The following is an 18,070-nucleotide window of genomic DNA, read 5'->3' on the forward strand; positions in this document are numbered from 1 at the left end:
TTAAAATAATACTTTTTTAACAAGCTGCGACGTTTCCGCCCCTACCGTCTCCGCACATCGCCGGAGTATGGTAGGGACGGGGGCGCGGCTCAGTCGAAGACGACCAGCGGGAAACGTTCGAAATTCTTCCATTCGCTGACGCCGGGCGCGAGCTGGATGAACCCTTCCCGGAGATTCCCGTCATTGTCGTTGATCAGCAGATTGAACCGGATTCCCTCGGTCAGCATGCGGTCGTCGAGGCCGAAGGCGTCGAGCTTCAGCCGGGCACGGTAGGCGGTTCTCCTGCCGGCTTCATCCCGGTGCGTCGTCAGCGTGATCGCCTTTGCGGCGGCCTTCGCGTCAAGGCCGGACGGGGATTCCCAGACAAAGCTGTCCGGCCTGCCGTTGTCGAGACGGGCCAGTCCGATCTTCCAGGCGCCGCTCCGGCCCGGGACGACCAGGGCGAACTGAATGCCGTCCCCCTTCCAGATGCCGGTCCCCTGCTCCTTCTGAACATGGACGTCGTCGGAAACCGCGGTGTAAAGCTCCAGCACGCCCGGTTCGCGGCGCAGGAAGATTGCGGCGGAGAGGTCGTCTTTCCCCTGCCAGACCAGGTCGCGCAGACTCGGGTCGCCTTCGCAGAAGGAGACGACCTGTTCCGGCCGGTCGAGCACGAAATCCGGCTTCCGGCGATACTTGCCGTCTCCGGCCGGAATCCGGGCGGCGGGGCGGAGAGGCACGGCCAGCGTACCGGAAAACGGCGTTCCCGGGATTTCATAGTCGAGCCGGACGGCCCCGGCCTTCGAGCCGCGCCGGGTCAGCCCGGTGAACTCCAGCGTCTTGCGTTCGCCGGGAGCGAGCGTGACAGCCGCCTCGCCCGGAGTGACGGCAACACCGTTCTCAGGCACAAACCGCAGCTTGAACTCCGCCCGCCTCGCCAGCGGGTTCGCCACCGTCGCCGCCAGCCGGAACGGCTGCTCCGGAACCGCCGCGCCCGCGGTGAAGGTGAACGGCGGCTCCCGCAGTTCGGAGCGGGCGGCTTTGACCAGGCGGATGACCATCGGCTCGGCGGTGATCCCGGTCAGCACGGCGCCGTCCGAAAGCGTGAGCGGCGTCGCATTGCCCATCATATCGATGCGTTCCGCTCCGGCAGCATCGGTCGAAACGGCGATGATTCCACCCGCCCGGTTCGCCTCGTTCCAGACCGCCAGCAGCCGGTCGCCGCCGTTCTCGAAGACGAAGCCGTCACACCCCTCCGGCAGCTCAAGCTCCCCGATGTATTTCGCGCCGCGGAAGTACCGGGCCAGCATATGATAGACACTGAGCACCGGCTTGGCCTGGAAATCGGTGGTCAGCAGCCCGAAATGGTGTTCCGGGTCGTTCGGCGCATAGCCGTCGTTCCGCAGGTCGTACCAGTTGTAGCCGACCGCGCCGCGGCTCCATGAGAACAACAGTTTCTTGAACAGCGCAGCGGCCTGCTCGCGCTCGGTTCCACCGATGGCGCTGACGGCGGTTTCGTTCGCATACCACGGAATCTGCACACCGGCCTTTTCCCGCAGCGGCAGCAGCCGTTCGTCGATCTGGCGCGCATAAGTCGCGTAATTCGCATGTCCGTGATAGGCGTGGACATCGAAGAATTTCCAGCCGTCGCGCATCGCCTTGAACTGAAAATCGGGATCACGCCGGCCGGGATGGCTGCCGAGCCCGGCAAAACCGCCGGTAAAGATGACAAGCTCCGGATCGGTGCGGCGAATCGTTTCGCTCGCCGCCTTCGCTAGATCGAGATAGTCCTCCACGCCGAAGTGGCTGAAGGCGTAGAGGTCCGGTTCATTCCAGATCTCCCAGATCCGGATGCGGCCCCTGAAGTGTCTCGCGGTGGTCTCGACATAGCGCTTCCACGCTTCGAGCTCAGGTTTCGCGCGGCTCCAGGCGTGATAGCTCGGCGCGTTCCGGGTCTCTTCCGGAGCGGCCCAGCGGGCGCAGAAGCCGAACATCCCCTGCACTTCGATGCCGTACCGGCCGAAGAGATCGACGATGCGGTCGAAGCGGTCGAAATCGAAACGTTCCGCCGTCGGCTGAATCTGGTTCCAATCAACGCCGGACCTCAGATACCGCACCCCGAGCCGGGCGGCCGCCTGCGCTTCGAGTTCCTGCTTCCCCGCCGCCCAGCGGTTCGGGTGCGAACACACGCCGAATGCAAAGTCGCCCTTCCGAGGCCGGTAGGGCGGGAGCTCCGGCAGAACGGCGAAACCGGCTTTGCCGCCTTGCGAATCCCCGCCGGAACGAATCGTCCAGTCGATCGTCCAGTGGCCGTTCAGCGGCAGCTTCTCCGCAACGTCGAACACCGCGCTTTCGCCGGGCGCGAGCGTCTGCTCCCGCCGGAACGGAAGGGAGGTGCCGTAAAAAGCGGTCAGTTTTCCTTCGAGGACGAACGGCAGCGGCCGATCCGCGCGATTGGTCACCCGAACCCGCACAGGATCGCCGGGAGAGAACAGCGCGAGGCGCGCCGGGAGATCGAGCCCGACCTCGAACGCTCCGGCCGGAGCGGTTTCGGCGAGAAGCGCGGCATTGTGAAGCGTCAGGTCGACGCCGCTGCCGTCGGAAACCAGCTCGATGCCTTCGAACTTCACCGCGCCCTTCCGGTCAAGAGCGATCCGGCAGAGGTTGTCGCCCGGGACAAGCGGAACGACCTCCGTCTTGAATGCGGCGCCGTCGGCGGTGCCGAGCAGCCGGATACCTGCCTTGCCGGCCGAATGGAGCGTGCAGCGGATCGCCGCGCCGGCGGGAGAGCGGTGAAAGACCAGCGAAAATTTACGTTCGCGCAGAATGATGTTCCGGGCGTTTCCCCGGACCCGCATGCCCGGCTCCGCCGGTTCGGCCGTCCCCTTGCCGGAATAGAACGAATTGTTGTAAAGCTCATACCGGTCGAAGCCGAGCCACGGGAACTCCGCCGGAACGGCAGGACAGACAGCCGGCAGAAGGCAGAACAGAAGAGCGAGAAAGCGCATAATGAGATTCCTTTCCGGGTCAATACAGATAGAGTTCCCACGCCACCTTCTGCGGGGTGACGAATTCGACATGCAGATCGAACATCAGCGCATTCTTGCCGTCATGCCGCAGATCGGGAAACGTGTCGCTCGAAACACCCATGTAATACCCGCGGTTGCGGATCGACGGGTGCGTATAGCCCTTTTCATTGGTCAGGTGGCGGCCGAGTTCGCTGACGAAGATGATCTTGCTGTTCGCAAAACGCGGCGAACGGGTTTCGGGGCGCACCATATAATTCGATGTCGTGGTCGGGGCGGCATCCACGCACTGCGACGGCTTGAAGCCGAAATTCTGCGAGAGATAGCTGAAGGCGTTCATCGCGTACGAAACCGTGTCGGAAAGCCCGTTGCTGCCGTAAACCACCTCGGTGGCTTTGCAGAACAGCGCTCCCTCCCGGGCGACTTCAGTCGCCCGGGTCCAGTCGGCCGGCACCTCGTGGCTGCCGAGGTAGGGGCGGATGCGGTGATACCAGCGCTGCTGGTTCCGCGCCTCCCCCTGCGGCTGGTCGGCGGGCGGAAAATTCTGCTGGTCGCCCGCGTACATGGCGAGCGCGGCGCCGATCTGCTTCAAATTGTTGATGCAGGCGGTTTTCGTCGCGGAAGAGCGCGCCTTCTGCAGCGCCGGCAGCAGCATGGCGGCGAGAATCGCGATGATGGCGATGACGACAAGGAGTTCGATCAGGGTGAATGAATTGCGTTTCACGATACGGCTGCCTTTCCTGGTTTCAAGTTGATGTCGGCGACACTTTTATATTCGAGAATTTCGGGTTTGATGCTGATCTGGCAGGGAGATGCAAGGTCTCCGCAAAGCTGGCGGTCGATGATGTCGAGAACGGCGGCGGCCTGCTTCGGCAGCGGAGAATCGACCGAGCTGATGCGCGGCGTCTCATCCGGAATCGAGTCGAAACCGTAACTCAGCAGGCTCAATCTGCCGGGGACGTCGATTCCGCGGCGCTCCAGGAAGGCCAGCGCCTCCCGCGCGGTGGCATAGCTGCAGACGAAAAGGGCCGAGATGCCGCTGCCGGCGATTTCACCGCAATTGCGTTCGAGATAAGCCCGCGTCTGGATGCAGGAATCGACCCCCTTCCGGATTTCCGCATCGAAAAAGCGGACCTCGCAGCCGAGCGTGGCGGCGCAGAGCCGCAGCGTCTCGGTCATGGTGGAAAGCGTGTAGCTGCGGCCTTCGCTCAGCAGGACGCCGATCCGGCGATGCCCCTTGCGGTAGAGATAGTTGGCGGCGGTCATGCCGGTCTCCATCAGGTGCGAGCCGACGCACTTGATGTTGAATACCGGCAGCGTCGAACGGCAGAGCACGACCGGACGCACCGAGCTGGTCAGAATCTGAAGCTGTTCGGCCGTGAAGCTGTCGAACCGGATCGGATCGAGAATCACCGCATCCGCTTCGAAATCAGGCAGCTGCCGGTAGATGTCCGCATCGACCGGATAGCGGACCACCTCGCAGCAGTAGCCGCGCGAAAGCGCCTCCCCGGTCATGCCGCGTTCCATCGCTTCGATCGAATGCGAGGGCCAGTCCGGGCGCAGATAGAGAATCCGCGCGCCTTTTTTCGGAGTCGCGCCGCGAATCACGAAGCTGCCGCGGCCGACATGGGAGGCGATCAGGCCGTTCCGCTGCATCCGCTTCAGGGCCGGAGCCGCCGTGAACTGGCTCACACGATACTCGCTCATGATCTCGCGCAGGGTCGGAAAGCGGGCGCCGTCTCCGAGCTGGGAGGCCCGTTCGGCCAGCAGCCGGTACAGTTGTTCGGACTTCGAAGTTTTATTCATACTTGAATCCTTTTCCGATGCAATAGAGCGAAATAAAAAAGCTGATTGCATCTTTTCCCGGATAAATTGCATTGTTTTAAGATACATTCTGATTTTATTATGATCGATTCCACCCCGAATGTCAAGAGCCGTCCCGAAAAAAGTCGTAATTTTATCTTTTCCGGAGGAGTGTCTCTTCTTCAGCCCCCAACCAAAAACAACCTGTTTTTACAGAAACCGGCAGCCCCGAACCAGATTTCATCAGGGACTCTCTGAAATATCGCGCCGGAACAGAAGTAGAACAAGGCATATTCTTTCCAACATCATGGTTTTCTGCCGGACGGACGGTAACCATTCGGACAAAAAAATTCCCGGAGGAGGACAGGGTCTGTCCATCTCCGGGAGTTTTGCGCTGCGGTCAGCGGGTCAGCAGATAGACCATCACGCCGCCCGGACGCGAAGCGGTGTCCGCCGTAAAACGGAGCCTGCCGTTTTCATAAGTCGACGGGACGCTGCCGTTCGGGGAGCCGTCGAACTTCAACGCTTCGACCTTCATCCGCGGCAGAGCAAGTTCGACGTCGGTCCGGCATTTTTCGAGCAGGATCGGCAGCTCTCCCCAGCTTTCGAGCAGGTTGCGGCGCTCGTTCGCAAACTTCTGCTTGGTTGCACCGAGGTTTGGCATCTGGATAAACAGGAGCTTTTTACTTTCGGCCAATTTCTTCCCGTCGAGCGACAGCAACGCGGCCGTCTGGTAACGGTCACCGCCGGAAAGTCTCATCACTTTGCCGGACATATTGCCGGAGAAGGTCATCCCTTCGCACTGCGGAGCGACGATCTTCAGCGTCTTCGCCTTCGAATCGAGCGTGATCTGTCCGCCGGCGCTCGTGATGACTCCGGTTTTTCCGAGCTTGCCGAGAGCGGCGCGGGCGGCGGCGGGAAGCTGCTTCTCCCAGTTGTCATTGAGTGCATCGACCTTCTGCACGCCGGGGAACGAAACGGCGGGAGAGAGCGTGCCGATCCGGCCGTAGAGGCCGAGTTCGGAGAACGCCGCCGGATAATCACCGTCATTCTCCGGAGGCCCCGCCAGCGCGCGGAGCTGTTCCGGTGTGCAGCTGAAGGCGAAGGCCGGTCCGGCCGGACGAACATAACCGCGCATGAAAAGCAGGTAAATGATGCGCTCCGCCAGCTGCGCCTGCGGATCGTTGACGATATCAAAACCATATGGCACATCGACCTTACCCATATTGTAACGCCCGTGCGACCAGGCGAACCGATAGAGAGCGTCCCAATCCTGCAGCCCGGCATAGCCGCCGATCAGCAGAGCCGCCTCGACCCGGTACGGGTTTGGGTTGCAGAAGTTGAATTCGGTGACCGTGTACGGCTTGCCGAAAATCCGTGCCGGCATCAGATACCGCGGATGTTCCGCGCGATTTGCGATGGACGACTTGTTGGAAAACGCATATGGTAAGTGCCAGTCCCGCACCGGAAACCAGGGATGATCCCAATACTGATGATTATCCACGAAATCCAGATGCTCACGTACTTCATTCATCGTGAACTTGCTGATCATATTGAGGTCGGTGACCAGCGCGGTCAGCTTCAATTCATCCTTCAGGAACCGCTTCTGCTCTTCGATGCTCCTGATCTGAAGATCGTTCAGGAACTCGATGAAAAGACCGCCGCGGGAGGCGCGATTCTCCGGCGTGTCGAGTCCTTTCTCCTTCAGGTATTCGACATACCTTTCTTCGAAAAGCGGAATAAGAGCGGGATCCCATCCCTGCCAGGTAATGACCAGCGGATTTTCGTTCACAAGATTCAGCGCATAGAGCGCCGGGTCCTCCGCATAAGTCAGCCCGGTATACGGATTCCGGTGAGTCAGCAGCCGCCGGGCGAATTCCTTCCAGTTATCCATCGCCGATTCACTGATCGGAATCAACCTCTTCAATATGAATTTCTCTGGGCTGCTGCGTCCTTCAAGCTCTTTTATATTGTCGCCCGGCTTCAGCTCGCGGCTTGCATAAAGATCGAGACAGGAATAGATTCCGTGTTTTTTCAACTCCGCGAACAGATAATCAAACTGATCGAGTGCTTTAGGATCAAAAGTCAGAGAATCAGATGCATTCGGATCAATAAGTCCGTTGTCGAAGTGATGAAAACGCACAGTATTATAACCGAGACGGGTTGCCTTAGTCACAAAATCATCGGCAAGTGCTTTGTCGAGATAGTTTGCGGTGCCGACCAGATTCGGGCCGAAGAAGCGGATCCTTTTTCCCGGGGCGTCACGAAATGAGAAATGTCCGTCCCGGTTGATTATCACCGGTCCGTACTTGCCGGCCGGTGCGTCAAGATAGACCGAAAAATCAAGCGGAGACCCCGCCGTAGTATTACCGTTATATTCGACCGGAACCCAATCTTTATTCGCAACGATATACGGCAAAGTTTCGGGCCGTCGGAGGTTCAATCGACGTTCTCCGAACGTGCCGCTGACGATCATCCAAACGGAATTACTGTCGGCCGCCGCTTTAAAAGTCAACTTTGCCGGAATGGTCCCGACAGGGAACTGTGACAGATAAAGACCGACAAAGGTTTCTGCATTTTCTCCGGTCCAGGCGACAACGCCGTTCGCAACACCATAGGGCTGGTACCAGTTGCCGACATCGCGGCCGGCAAGCACAGGAAATTCCTTTGTACTGCCGTCGGCATATTCAGCAATGAGCATACCGACCGGCATAGACGCACTCGGCGTCCAGGCAGAAGCATGCAGCAGATACAGATACTGGAACTCCTTGCCGGCTCCATCGAGCACAACGCTTTTCTCCGCCGGGAATTTCCGTTGCCGGGAGGAAAGCACAAGGCAGGAGCGTCCGTCGTTGCGTCCCGGATTGACGATATCGAAATCGACGCCAAGGGCGGAAAGCCGCCCCGGCTTCATCATACGCAGATCGTTGGTCGGCCCCTGGTCGGTCCAGCCGCCCTGCCCGTCGTTTGGCTTCTCGTCCTTGAATCCCATATTGAACACATTTTTCAAATCGGCGGGAACAGTGAACGGCGTCTCAAGCCGTATGCGAACCTTCAAGACGGCATCGTCAATTTTTCCGGCAGATGGAGTCGATCCGATCCGGAATACAAAATATTGATTATCCCATTTCCGGTCATCCTGAATCAGCAACGCAAAATCGCCTTCAACCGTGACAATCCTTCCATCGCTTCCGAATTGGAGGGAACGGACGTTCCCGTTGAAGATGCAGCTTTCTTTGTACACCTCAGGCAACTCCAACTTTTTACCGTCAACTACAACGTCACCCGACTCCCCAAGCGGCATGTTCATAGTCAAAGCAAGCGCTGAGGTTTCGACGGAGGAAGCAGCCTTGAAACGGGCATGATAGTCAATTACGCCATCAGAAACGGCAACCGCTGAGATCTTTGTCCGGAACCCGTTCCATTCCCCGGAGGTTTCGAACCGATCAGAACTGAACCGCGGAAATCCCGTATCCATCTTGAAACTGTCAGCGGCAAGAGCTTCTGCATGCCAATCCGGTGCATACCAGTTCCAACGAAGTACGCGCGTACCTATTCTCAAGTTTCCACAGTCGTCGATCACAGGGCAGGCTGGCAGCATTTCTCCGGAAACAGAAGGCAGCAATCGGAAATCTGCCGCAAGCTGCCAATTGGAAACTTCCCTCCCCATGCCTTTCGGCATCAGCCGAATGGTAAACGTCTTGAGGTTGAAAGCACGATTATCCTGAATATAAACTTTGAAATCACCACTGATCCTGATTTTCTGTTCCGGCAATACAACCATGACAATTCCAGCTTCGCGATCAAAACTGCCGAATTCCCTCTCCCCGTCAGGAAAGCAAATCTCGTCTCCATCGACATTCAAGGCGACACCGGATTGCCCGGCCGGGATATCGATTGCCAGCGCCAGAGAATTGGTTGCAATCGGAGTTGCTGCCGTTAGCGTATAATTACACCGGAACACATTTTCACCAGTCGCCGTCACATTCTCGATCACATCGAATACGCCGTCCGAACCTCCGGCCGGGAGTTTGCCGCACAGTTCATATCGGCCGCCGGAGTGCTTCGGGAACCCGGCAGCCGGCTTCAGAGCCGACTGGTCGTTTCCCTTCCATTCCGGTCCGAAATGCTGAAGAAACACCTGCACCGGACCGATGCTGAACCGTCCCTGCGGCTCGAACCGCAGGGAAGCCGGGAATCGTTCGGCCGCCGCAACGGCAACGAAACCAAGTACGGTCAATAATAATAAGAATTTCTGCATAAATACGTCGATTACTCCTGTCACAACCGAATTTATAATTCAATATGGGAGGGAGAATAGAAGCTCTCTTTCATATTCAACAATCCCACAACCAGTTATTCCCCATTGCCGCTCCGGCATCATCTTTCTCTTAATTGTTTCATAACCTGTCAGACTTTCAAATGGGCCTCTCCATTTCCATGTATTTCAGCATGTACCATGTATTCATTCAGAGATTGTCTATTTTTCTCATACCGTCGTCACCGCGGCCGTTTTCATACTCCACAGCACGGATTTTCTGTACAGAACCATCAGCACGAAAAAGCGGCCCCTCCCAATTGGGATGAACGATATACTGATCGAAATAATCCCATGGCAGCAATGTACTTCCCGCCGAACAAATGATCAACATTTCGCGCGAAAGTTTGCTCATCGGCTTCCCCAGTCCAGTGAAGCTCCAACTGGTACAAACGCTGCCAATCCTGCTATCGCGCAGAAAATAATAATCGGTACGCTGTCTACCGGGATGCATCCACGCCTCGGTATTTTCCGGTTCGAAGGGACAACGAAAAAGAACAGGCCGCAAATTCCGGTCCGTACCATCGCACTCTTGCGGGCCGCCGATATAACTGCTGATGTGCCCCAGTCCCACATTTTCACTGTCCCACAAAGTCCAGGGAGTTGCACTGCCGGAAGTATTGTTGCCTGTTTTAGGAAGCTGATCCCGGTTATCGTTTGTATACATGCATATACCAAGCCCAAGCTGCCTGACATTATTGACACATTTGGTAGTACGGGCGCTCGCCCGCGCTTTATTCAGCGCCGGGAGCAGCATGGCCGCGAGAATCGCGATGATCGCGATCACAACGAGAAGTTCAATAAGCGTGAAATTCCGGTTTCGTTTCATCGATTTGTCCTTTCTGTAAAGTAGTATCGGAGGAAGTTTCCCGCAGCAGCACGGAAAGCAGCCGGCGGTTGAATTTTTCGGGATCGGGCAGCCGGACGGCGACGGTCACTTCGCTGCCGCCGGCCGAGCGGCGGAGAAAGCCGTCCGGAGTGACTTCAAGCCGCATCCTCTCCAGTTCGGCGCAGCCGGGAGAGACCGCCAGAGCCACCGCCGCCGTGTCGTAAAGAATGCTGCTTTCCTCCGGCGGAGACGCCTCGCCCCAATATCTCCGCCAGAGCGCATACTGTTCGACAATCAAACGCGGAACCGGCTGCGGCGAATCGAGAATCCGGCGGAACTCCTCCCCGCGGAGCCGGATCGCGCCGCAATGGTCGAGCGGCGTAATCAGGAATTCACGCCACTTCGAACGGAAAAGACGCCGGGAGGCGGCGAGGTCGAGCGCAACGTTGTACTCCGCCACCGCGCCGGGCCTGCCGCCGTGCTGCCGGTCAATGGAGCCGAGCATCGCCGTCAGCCGGACCCGTTCCGCCAGCTCCGGACGCCTCGACGCCAGCTCGGCGAGATTGGTGGCCGGAGCGATTCCGATGATTGCGAGGCCGGATTCCGCCTCCATCAGCTCCAGCGCTTTGCCGATGCCGTCGGCATGGATTTCGCCCGGATAATCGGCAAGCCGGAATCCCTTCACGTACTCGTGCAGCGTTTCCGGGGAACCGTCGTTCCGGGGAATTCCGATCCCGACCGGAACGTCGCCGTATCCGGCGTCGCGCAGGAACTTCGCCGCCACCCGCGCCCGGTATTCCGTGTCGCCGGTGGAAGTGAGAACCAGTTTCAGGTCAAGTTCCGGGCTGTTCAGCAGCTGCCCCAATGCCCAGGTGTCGTCGATGTCATTCCCGATGTCGGTATCCAGAATGACCGGTATTCTACGATTCATGGTCGATCCCCGTTCCTTTCTTTCCTGCCGATATTATAGTAAAATCGGAACGCATTCACAACCGGGAATCTGGTACAAAACGATAAATAAATGGGACAAATCGCCAAAAGCGCTGGATAATGCGGAAAAATGCGCTATCTTCTCTCCATATGGAAGAATGCCGTGAACTGCCTCTGCTCTTTTATGCCTACCGGCGCAGGCTGGTAGGCAATGTCTCCGCGCACAGCCACGGCGGATGCGAGCTGATTTATCTCCTCCGGGGCTCCTGCCGGGTGGAGGGGCCGCTCGGCGTGCTCGCCGGGAGAAGCGGTCAGCTCCTCGTGATCCCTCCGGAAACCGTTCACAACCAGATCGATTCGCCGGATGAGAAAAATATTTTCTGCGTCTTTCAGGCACCGCCCGGACTCTTCGAGCAGCGCTGGCGGACAATCGACCTCGCGGGGGAAGCGTGGTGCCGGAGATGGCTCCTTGAACTGAGCAGCATGACCGAACGGAACGACTTCGAAGGAGCAAACGCCATTCTGCTCGGACTCCTGCTGCGGCTCTCCGCATTCGAAAAAAAACGCGCGGCAGCCGAACACCTGCATCCCGGGCTCCGAAAAGCGCTGGCCTTTATCTACAACAATTTCTCACGCCGCATCTCAGTGAAACAAATCGCCGAAGCGAGCGGAATCAGCGTTTCGCTGCTGCGGAAGCTTTTCGTCGATTACTGCGGAGCTTCGCCGGTACGCTATCTGCAGGACCTGCGGATTTCACGGGCGGAGGAGATGTTGAAAAGCCCCGGGCTTTCGATTTCGGAAATTTCCCTCAGATGCGGCTTTGAAAATCCCGGCTACTTCATTCGCCTCTATCGCCGGAAATACGGCGCTCCCCCCGGACGCCGCCGCCGTCCGGCAAACTGATGCGCTCCCGCGGACGCGGGAGCGCATGGAGGGATTCTCAGCGTTTGTAGAAATTTTTGTTGAGGCTGTTCGGGTTATCTTCCCAGTGCGCCACAACATATTGCCAGGGCTGCGTTTCGACATGTCCGTCAAAAAATGAAATATTGAGACGGTCGCCGTGGCGATACGCAATCGTGCCTCCGGTGGACACCACTTCCCCTTTGGTGTAATAACCATTGGTGGCGGACGGGTTCGGAGTGTAGACCAATTTGTCCGTCGCATCCATCCAGAATGCGCTCTGGCTCGGCCTCGTGATTTTGTTCAGCTTGAAAGCACAAGGCGTGGAACCGTCGCCCCATATATCGGCATACGTAAAGCCGTAACAGTTCTGGGCATATCCCCTCCCCCGGGTTGCCTGCTGCGCGGCGACGGAAACCGGACACAGCAGACCGTAGCGGTAGGAGTTGTCTTCCCTTTCCGGCGGATAAGAGCCGGGCCGCTCGTTCAGCAGTTCCCGAAAGGCGTCATTCTCATAGAATCTTCCGTATTTCGACGGACCGTTGCTGGGAACCCAGAACTCATCGTGGTTTCCGGCATAAAGCCCGCCGGCCAGGGCATATTGCTTCAAAATATTGATACAGGTGATCTTCTTCGCCGTATCGCGCGCCCGGTTCAGGGCCGGCAACAGTATGGATGCCAGGATCGCAATGATCGCAATGACAACCAGAAGTTCAATCAATGTAAACCGATTCGTCTTCATTCGGCACCTCCTGCTGATGATTGGGCTTTTTCGTTACGCTTGAAATATTTCAGCAAAACCTCCCGGCGCGGAGTCGTTCCGGCCGGTTTCATTGTCTGCGGGTTGTCGCCTTCATGCTCCAAACTCCAGCCGTTCCATTCCCGGAAAGCGTGGTAACTCCAATCCCAGCCGAGTTCCTCAAATACCTCGATGCAGTCGTTCAGGTATTTCTCCGCTCCCGGCGCCCAGGCGATGGCGGAAAATTCACCGACGTAGATTTTGCAGTTATGGCGCTTCTGAAATTCAATGACCGGTTTCAGCTCCCTGCGGATTCTCTCCCTGTCCCACATTTCCCCGTCGATTCTGCCGGGATAAGTGACGACCGGCCCTTCCCCCGCCAGGCGCTGATGCGTGAAACTGTGCGGAGCGTACATATGGACTTTATAAATGATGTTATCCATGGCCAGCGGGGAAAGATAAGCGAACGTCTCGGGTTTATCCGCCATATTGGACTCGATCATAATCGGAGTCCGCCCGTCGATTTTCCGGACGGCTTCGGCAGCCCGGCGCTGCAGATTCCAATAATCATATCCCTCCGGGGCCGGAACGGACTGAAGAGGCTCATTGACCAAATCATAAGCGTAAAGCTGAGGATGGTCCTTGAAGCGGGAAGCGATCCGTTTCCAGACTTCGATAAAGTGATCGCCGTATTTTTTCTCGGCGAACATCCGCATATTGCTGTTCAGATTACGTCCGCCGGGGAGGCAGTGCAGATCAATCACGAATTTGATGCCGGCCTCCTTCGCCCAGTCCATCGCCCGCTCCAGATCATCGAGTTTGCCGTTCAGCCATCGGTCATACTCTTCGAGATCAAGCTCCGTGCCCACCTTGCCCCAGTTGCGCGACAACTGGGCGCGAATCAGGTTGACGTTCCACTCTTTCAGCGTCCTGATGTCCTCGTACCTGATGGTTCCCGGAGACATCACGCCGCGCAGGCGGCAGTGGCCGGCGATTTCGGCCGGGTAGCGCACCTTCCAATCGAGATTGACGCGCTGTTCCGGCGTGAAAAGCGTTCCCGCCTGGAGCGTGGAAAGGTCGAATTCCACACGGCCGTGGCTGTTCTGCAACCCCATGATCAGCGTACCGGACGTGGCGCCGGCCGGAAACGTTTCTGAAAATGACGTCCACTGCCAGCCGTCGCTGTCGCCATACATGCCGTTGCCGCCGGGCCAGCGGAAATCACTTTCCGGCGACGGCTTATATTTCAGCATGAATTTGATTCCGTTGTAGGCCTCGGGCGGCCTGGACACGCCGATGCTGCGATATTTTACCAGAAAAGTCACTGTTTTTCCCCGATACGGAGTCATATCGACGACTCTCTCCATACAGCGCTGCTGCGTGCCTTTCCCGGCCGGAACGTCTGTGATCAGAACATTCCCTTCCGCACGGCTGAATTCATCACTGGCACGCCAATCGGACGGCCGGGAGAGATCAGGGCCGATCGCGCTGACTCGGGCCTCCGCTCCCCGCGTGCCGAGCACCGCCAGCATCAGGGCGGCAAGAATAACGGTTGTTTTTCTCATGGAACTCCTTTCTGATGAAATAAAATGATCAGGAATGACACTCGGCGATGCTTCTGTCGCCCGTCACCGCGGCGGCGAGCAGCTCCGTAACAACCGGCAAGTCCCGCTTCCGCACTGCCGAAAGCAGGGCGCGAACGGCACGGCTCCCCAGCTGCCAGTCATCCGGCACACAGCGGACCAGGGCGCCGTCCCGTTCCTCTTTCGCGGAATCGAAACAGGCCAGCGAAATATCCCGCGGGCAATATACGCCGTAATTCGCCAGTTCGTTCCTGACGGCAACGGCACTGGAATAGTTCAGAGTGACGATGATGCCGGCACGCTCTGCGGAAGCCATGTATTCCCGAACGAACGGAAGGGCGAAATCCCCCTCGAAAGGTTTCCTCCGGTAGGAAAGGATATCCCGCGAAGAGAGTTCGAATTCGTCGAAAGCATCTTCCATCCCCCGCTTGATCTCTTTCCGGACAAAACCGGCGGACTGCCCGTCCAGAAAGACCATTTTCCGGTGCCCCGCCGCCAGAACCTTCCTGGTGATGATGCGCGCGGCATTCCGGTAATCGGACGAGATGAAATTCGCCTTGCCTTCAAGATTTTCAGGAATCGAGGAGACAAACACCAGCGGAATTCCCCGGGCCGCGACTTCCGCCCAATATGCTTCGTCCGCTTCCGCCCCCCAGACAATCAGCCCGTCCATATATCTGCTGCTGTGAAGCTCCAGGAACTCGCGGCTGTCGCCGATCGTCCGGCGGTTGGAAATGAACATCAGGCGATATCCCTCGCGGAACAGCTCCTCTTCGATTCCGCCGAGGATGCGGCAGAGATGGCGGTCTTCGAACGCACTGCCGGCTCCGGCAATCGGAGGCGGGACCACCAGGGCCACAACACCGGTCCGCTTGGAAAACAGCCGTTTCGCATTGATGTTCGGCGTATATTCCAGTTTCCGGGCGGCATCGAAAATCCGTTCCCGGATTTCCGGAGAAACACGGCAATCGGGGCTGGAATTCAGTACCTTGGATACGCTTCCGGGTGAGACGCCTGCCAGAGAAGCAACGTCGCGAATATTGCTGTTTGATTTTCTTATCACTGCGCCTGATCTCTCCTGATTGTGATAAACATGTTTCTTATTATTCTATGACAATCAATCATAATATCATGATAACTAACAGAAAACATGTTTCTCTATATTTTAAAATATACCGACAATAGAGAAATATCAAGAGCAATTATCCGGAAAAAATGAAAATATATTCACGGAAGGTGGAAATGCGGCGGCACCGGAAAGGCACCCCGCCGCATCGCGGCGCATGAGTCGAGTCCTTACGATCCTTTCCGGCACAGGCGCAAGGCCGCAGGCATTCCGGATTTGACTGTTGTCTTGTTCCGCAGAACGATACGGAGTATCGCACAAGGACGCAAACCGAAGACCAGCCGGAAGCACGGAAACGGCTCCATGCCCGGATGCGATTCGTATTACTCGGAATCCGGCGTGGAACGGCTTTCCATTGCCTCCAGCAGCAGAACCGCATTCCAGTCGTTCTGCTTGAGTTCCCGCAGGATTCCGATCGTTTCGCGGCGGACGGTGCGGTCACGCAACAGCTGCGCATAGCGGTCCGGGCGGCAGATGTGATCCTTGCCGAACGCGGCCCATGCGTTCCAGCAGCTGTTGTGCGTCTCCATGAACAGCGAGCCGATTTTGCGGCTCAGCTTCACGAGCTCCCGGTGCCGCACCCTGCCGAACAATCCGGAGAAGAACGCGAACGCCGCAAAGCAGCGCGATTCCGCCAGCAGGCCGATAAAGCCGTGCAGATGGGCGTAGCAGCGTTTCAGCGTCTCCTCGTCGGCGGCGGTGAAGTAGGCGTCGTTCTCCAGAAACGCGATGCAGCTGTCGAAGGCCGCCAGACCGGAAACGCAATCGTCCGCACCCGGATCGATCAGCATCTGCCGGAGATAGGCGAACTCCTCGTAATCCGGCACACGTGCCGGGCATTCGTCCGTAATCAGCAGCAGCCGGGTGCCGGGCCGCAGCCAGTCCCGCTTCGAGAAGGCGTGTTCCCCGAGCTCCTCCACCCGCCCTTCTCCGGAATCCCACGGCTGCGGGACAAAGTAGCCGGTGACCCGGGCGCCGTCGGCGTCGTAGCCGGTGATGAGGCACCAGTCGTCCCCCGCAACCTGGAACGCCGGCACCGGAGTTCCCCGGTCGATCGACTGCACGACAAGATTCCGCATCCGGTCGGCCGGCAGCCCTTCGACCAGGCGGTATTCGAACCCGGCGAACGCCATGGTCCGGGCAATCGCCTCGTCGTCGCGGGTGGTTCGCAGCAGATCGGTCAGAAGTTCGGGCCGGAACTCCGGGTCCCAGACCGTGCGGCAGTTCAATCCGGAGAGCGTCAGCAATTCATGATAAACCTGTTCGTGCATCTTCCGGTGCCAGTCGTAGTCGCGACAGCGGCCGCAGCGGTCGCAGAGCTTCTCGGAACGGTTGCAGTAAAGCTCATCCTCGAATTCGTTCGGCTGCTTCAAATGCATATAAAGCGAACTGGAACACGAGACGAACCGGATCGACTCCGGGCCGCCCCACGGCGCCCCCACGGGCAAAACGCCGGATATTTCTTTTTTCACTTCATCTCCCTCGTATACCGCACAGACCGCGTGAAAATCATAATTCCGTATACTATATACCGTCTCCGGCCGGTTATCAACCCCCGGCGGAGAACATCCGGCGTAAATAGGGCGGTCCGGACGCAGCGGAACCATCCGTCCCGGACATCCGGCCCCGGTGCGCCGCTCTTGACCCTACGAATGGTTAATTTTCCGAATTTCTTTCAAAGCGCTATTGACATTTCTCTGTAATTTTGGTATAATATTGGAAACTCTACGTAAGGTTCACAAAAAAAACAGAACGGATCATGCAGAAACGAATCAGTCAGCGGGAGATTGCGCGACTGGCCAATGTCCGGCAGGAGACGGTTTCGGCCGTCCTGAATCCGAACAGCCGCGGCAACACCCGGGTCAGCGCCGAGTCGCGCGAGCGCATCCTGAAGATTGCGGCGGAACATAACTACCGCCCGAACCTGCAGGCGCGCATTCTGCGCGGCGACAGCGGCAGCAACCTGGTCGGCGTTCTGATCAACGCGCAGATCAGCCAGTTCTTCTACGATCTGCTGCTCCCGCTCGAAGTCGAGCTGCGGAAGCGGCACAGGCGCATGATCATAGGCCAGCTCGGCAACGATGCGGCGGAGGCGGAGTCGGTGCTTCAGAACTTCATCGACTACAACCTCGACGGCGTGATCGTGCTGCACCACGACATCAGCGACGGCAGGCGGCTGTTCAACCATTACCTGCCGCTGCTGCCGGAGACCGTCTTTCTCGAAGTGCCGCCCGGAGTTTCCGGCGCCGCCGCCGTCTCGATCGATTTCGCCAACGGCGTGCGCGAGGCGGTCGCCCATCTCGCCGCCGGGGGGCGGCGCCGCATCGCACTCTGCATGAATGACCTGCGCTTTCTCTCCATGCAGATGCGGCTCGAGGGGTACCGCCGGGGGCTCGAGGAGGCCGGCCGGCCGTTCGATGAATCGCTGATTTTCATCCGCGAACCCCGGCCGGATTATACATTCGCGGAGCTGATTTCCGACGCGGTCGATCTGCTGGCGGTACGCGGAAAGGCCGACGCGGTGATCGCCGGCAACGACGAGTGGGCGCTCGCGCTGCTCCGCGAGATGAACCGGCGCGGGCTGCCGGTCCCCGGCAAAGTCGCGCTGGTCGGTTACGGCAACATCCTGAATATCTGCCGCTCCACCACACCCGAGCTGACCAGCATTCATCACGGCATGGAGGAGCTGGCCGTGAAGCTGGCAGCCGCGCTGGAGAAGCCGGGAACCCAGTTTCCCCCGGTGCTTTCGCACCTGGTGGTCCGCCAATCGTCGATCTGATCCGGCAGAATCCCGGACCGCAACGGATAAGAACCGGAAACCAAACGTTTCATTTTTT

Annotated in this window: 14 protein-coding genes; 4 read left to right on the forward strand and 10 right to left on the reverse strand. The window is 58.4% G+C overall.

What is annotated here, in order from left to right:
- Positions 1 to 89: 89 nt before the first annotated feature.
- The 4 genes from FYJ85_RS01685 to FYJ85_RS01700 form a co-directional block, all read right to left on the reverse strand.
- Complete coding sequence (locus FYJ85_RS01685) at positions 90 to 2,987, reverse strand: GH39 family glycosyl hydrolase (protein ID WP_206212919.1); 2,898 nt, start codon at positions 2,985 to 2,987, stop codon at positions 90 to 92.
- Between the two features lie 19 nt (positions 2,988 to 3,006).
- Positions 3,007 to 3,729, reverse strand: coding sequence for a DUF1559 family PulG-like putative transporter (locus tag FYJ85_RS01690; RefSeq protein WP_288514830.1), 723 nt, complete (start codon positions 3,727 to 3,729; stop codon positions 3,007 to 3,009).
- Entirely contained in the window at positions 3,726 to 4,811 is a 1,086-nt protein-coding gene (locus FYJ85_RS01695; RefSeq protein WP_206212920.1) for a substrate-binding domain-containing protein, read from the reverse strand. The genes FYJ85_RS01690 and FYJ85_RS01695 overlap by 4 nt, the downstream gene beginning before the upstream one ends.
- Positions 4,812 to 5,208: 397 nt before the next feature.
- Entirely contained in the window at positions 5,209 to 7,596 is a 2,388-nt protein-coding gene (locus FYJ85_RS01700) for a glycoside hydrolase family 5 protein (protein ID WP_154416787.1), read from the reverse strand.
- On the opposite strand from FYJ85_RS01700, the gene FYJ85_RS01705 reads away from it, so the two are divergent.
- Positions 7,549 to 8,136, forward strand: coding sequence for a hypothetical protein (locus FYJ85_RS01705; protein ID WP_154416788.1), 588 nt, complete (start codon positions 7,549 to 7,551; stop codon positions 8,134 to 8,136). The genes FYJ85_RS01700 and FYJ85_RS01705 overlap by 48 nt on opposite strands.
- A gap of 180 nt (positions 8,137 to 8,316) precedes the next feature.
- The gene (locus tag FYJ85_RS01710) at positions 8,317 to 8,751 is read left to right on the forward strand and encodes a hypothetical protein (protein ID WP_154416789.1); all 435 of its coding nucleotides are present in this window, start codon (positions 8,317 to 8,319) and stop codon (positions 8,749 to 8,751) included.
- A 526-nt stretch (positions 8,752 to 9,277) separates the two neighbouring features.
- On the opposite strand, the gene FYJ85_RS01715 is transcribed toward FYJ85_RS01710, so the two are convergent.
- Entirely contained in the window at positions 9,278 to 9,955 is a 678-nt protein-coding gene (locus tag FYJ85_RS01715; RefSeq protein ID WP_154416790.1) for a prepilin-type N-terminal cleavage/methylation domain-containing protein, read from the reverse strand.
- Positions 9,924 to 10,886 carry a nucleoside hydrolase gene (locus FYJ85_RS01720; protein WP_154416791.1) on the reverse strand — a complete coding sequence of 321 codons (963 nt, stop codon included), beginning with the start codon at positions 10,884 to 10,886 and terminating at the stop codon, positions 9,924 to 9,926. The genes FYJ85_RS01715 and FYJ85_RS01720 overlap by 32 nt, the downstream gene beginning before the upstream one ends.
- Before the next feature lie 149 nt (positions 10,887 to 11,035).
- Here FYJ85_RS01720 and FYJ85_RS01725 point away from each other — a divergent pair, with 149 nt between their 5' ends.
- Entirely contained in the window at positions 11,036 to 11,788 is a 753-nt protein-coding gene (locus tag FYJ85_RS01725; RefSeq protein WP_206212921.1) for an AraC family transcriptional regulator, read from the forward strand.
- 37 nt (positions 11,789 to 11,825) lie between these two features.
- On the opposite strand, the gene FYJ85_RS01730 is transcribed toward FYJ85_RS01725, so the two are convergent.
- The 4 genes from FYJ85_RS01730 to FYJ85_RS01745 all read right to left on the reverse strand — a co-directional run bounded on the left by FYJ85_RS01730 (position 11,826) and on the right by FYJ85_RS01745 (position 16,705).
- On the reverse strand, positions 11,826 to 12,527 hold the full coding sequence (locus FYJ85_RS01730; protein ID WP_154416793.1) for a prepilin-type N-terminal cleavage/methylation domain-containing protein: 702 nt from the start codon (positions 12,525 to 12,527) through the stop codon (positions 11,826 to 11,828).
- Positions 12,524 to 14,089 (reverse strand): glycoside hydrolase family 5 protein, encoded by a 1,566-nt coding sequence (locus tag FYJ85_RS01735; protein WP_154416794.1) that lies wholly within the window; start codon positions 14,087 to 14,089, stop codon positions 12,524 to 12,526. The genes FYJ85_RS01730 and FYJ85_RS01735 overlap by 4 nt, the downstream gene beginning before the upstream one ends.
- Positions 14,090 to 14,117: 28 nt before the next feature.
- Entirely contained in the window at positions 14,118 to 15,170 is a 1,053-nt protein-coding gene (locus tag FYJ85_RS24255) for a LacI family DNA-binding transcriptional regulator (RefSeq protein WP_106053280.1), read from the reverse strand.
- Between the two features lie 386 nt (positions 15,171 to 15,556).
- Complete coding sequence (locus tag FYJ85_RS01745) at positions 15,557 to 16,705, reverse strand: hypothetical protein (protein ID WP_154416795.1); 1,149 nt, start codon at positions 16,703 to 16,705, stop codon at positions 15,557 to 15,559.
- A 287-nt stretch (positions 16,706 to 16,992) separates the two neighbouring features.
- Between FYJ85_RS01745 and FYJ85_RS01750 the strand changes: the two genes are divergently transcribed.
- Positions 16,993 to 18,012 carry a LacI family DNA-binding transcriptional regulator gene (locus FYJ85_RS01750; protein ID WP_154416796.1) on the forward strand — a complete coding sequence of 340 codons (1,020 nt, stop codon included), beginning with the start codon at positions 16,993 to 16,995 and terminating at the stop codon, positions 18,010 to 18,012.
- The last annotated feature ends 58 nt before the right edge of the window (positions 18,013 to 18,070 follow it).

The sequence above is a fragment of the Victivallis lenta genome (assembly GCF_009695545.1).
In the GTDB taxonomy this organism is placed as follows: domain Bacteria; phylum Verrucomicrobiota; class Lentisphaeria; order Victivallales; family Victivallaceae; genus Victivallis; species Victivallis lenta.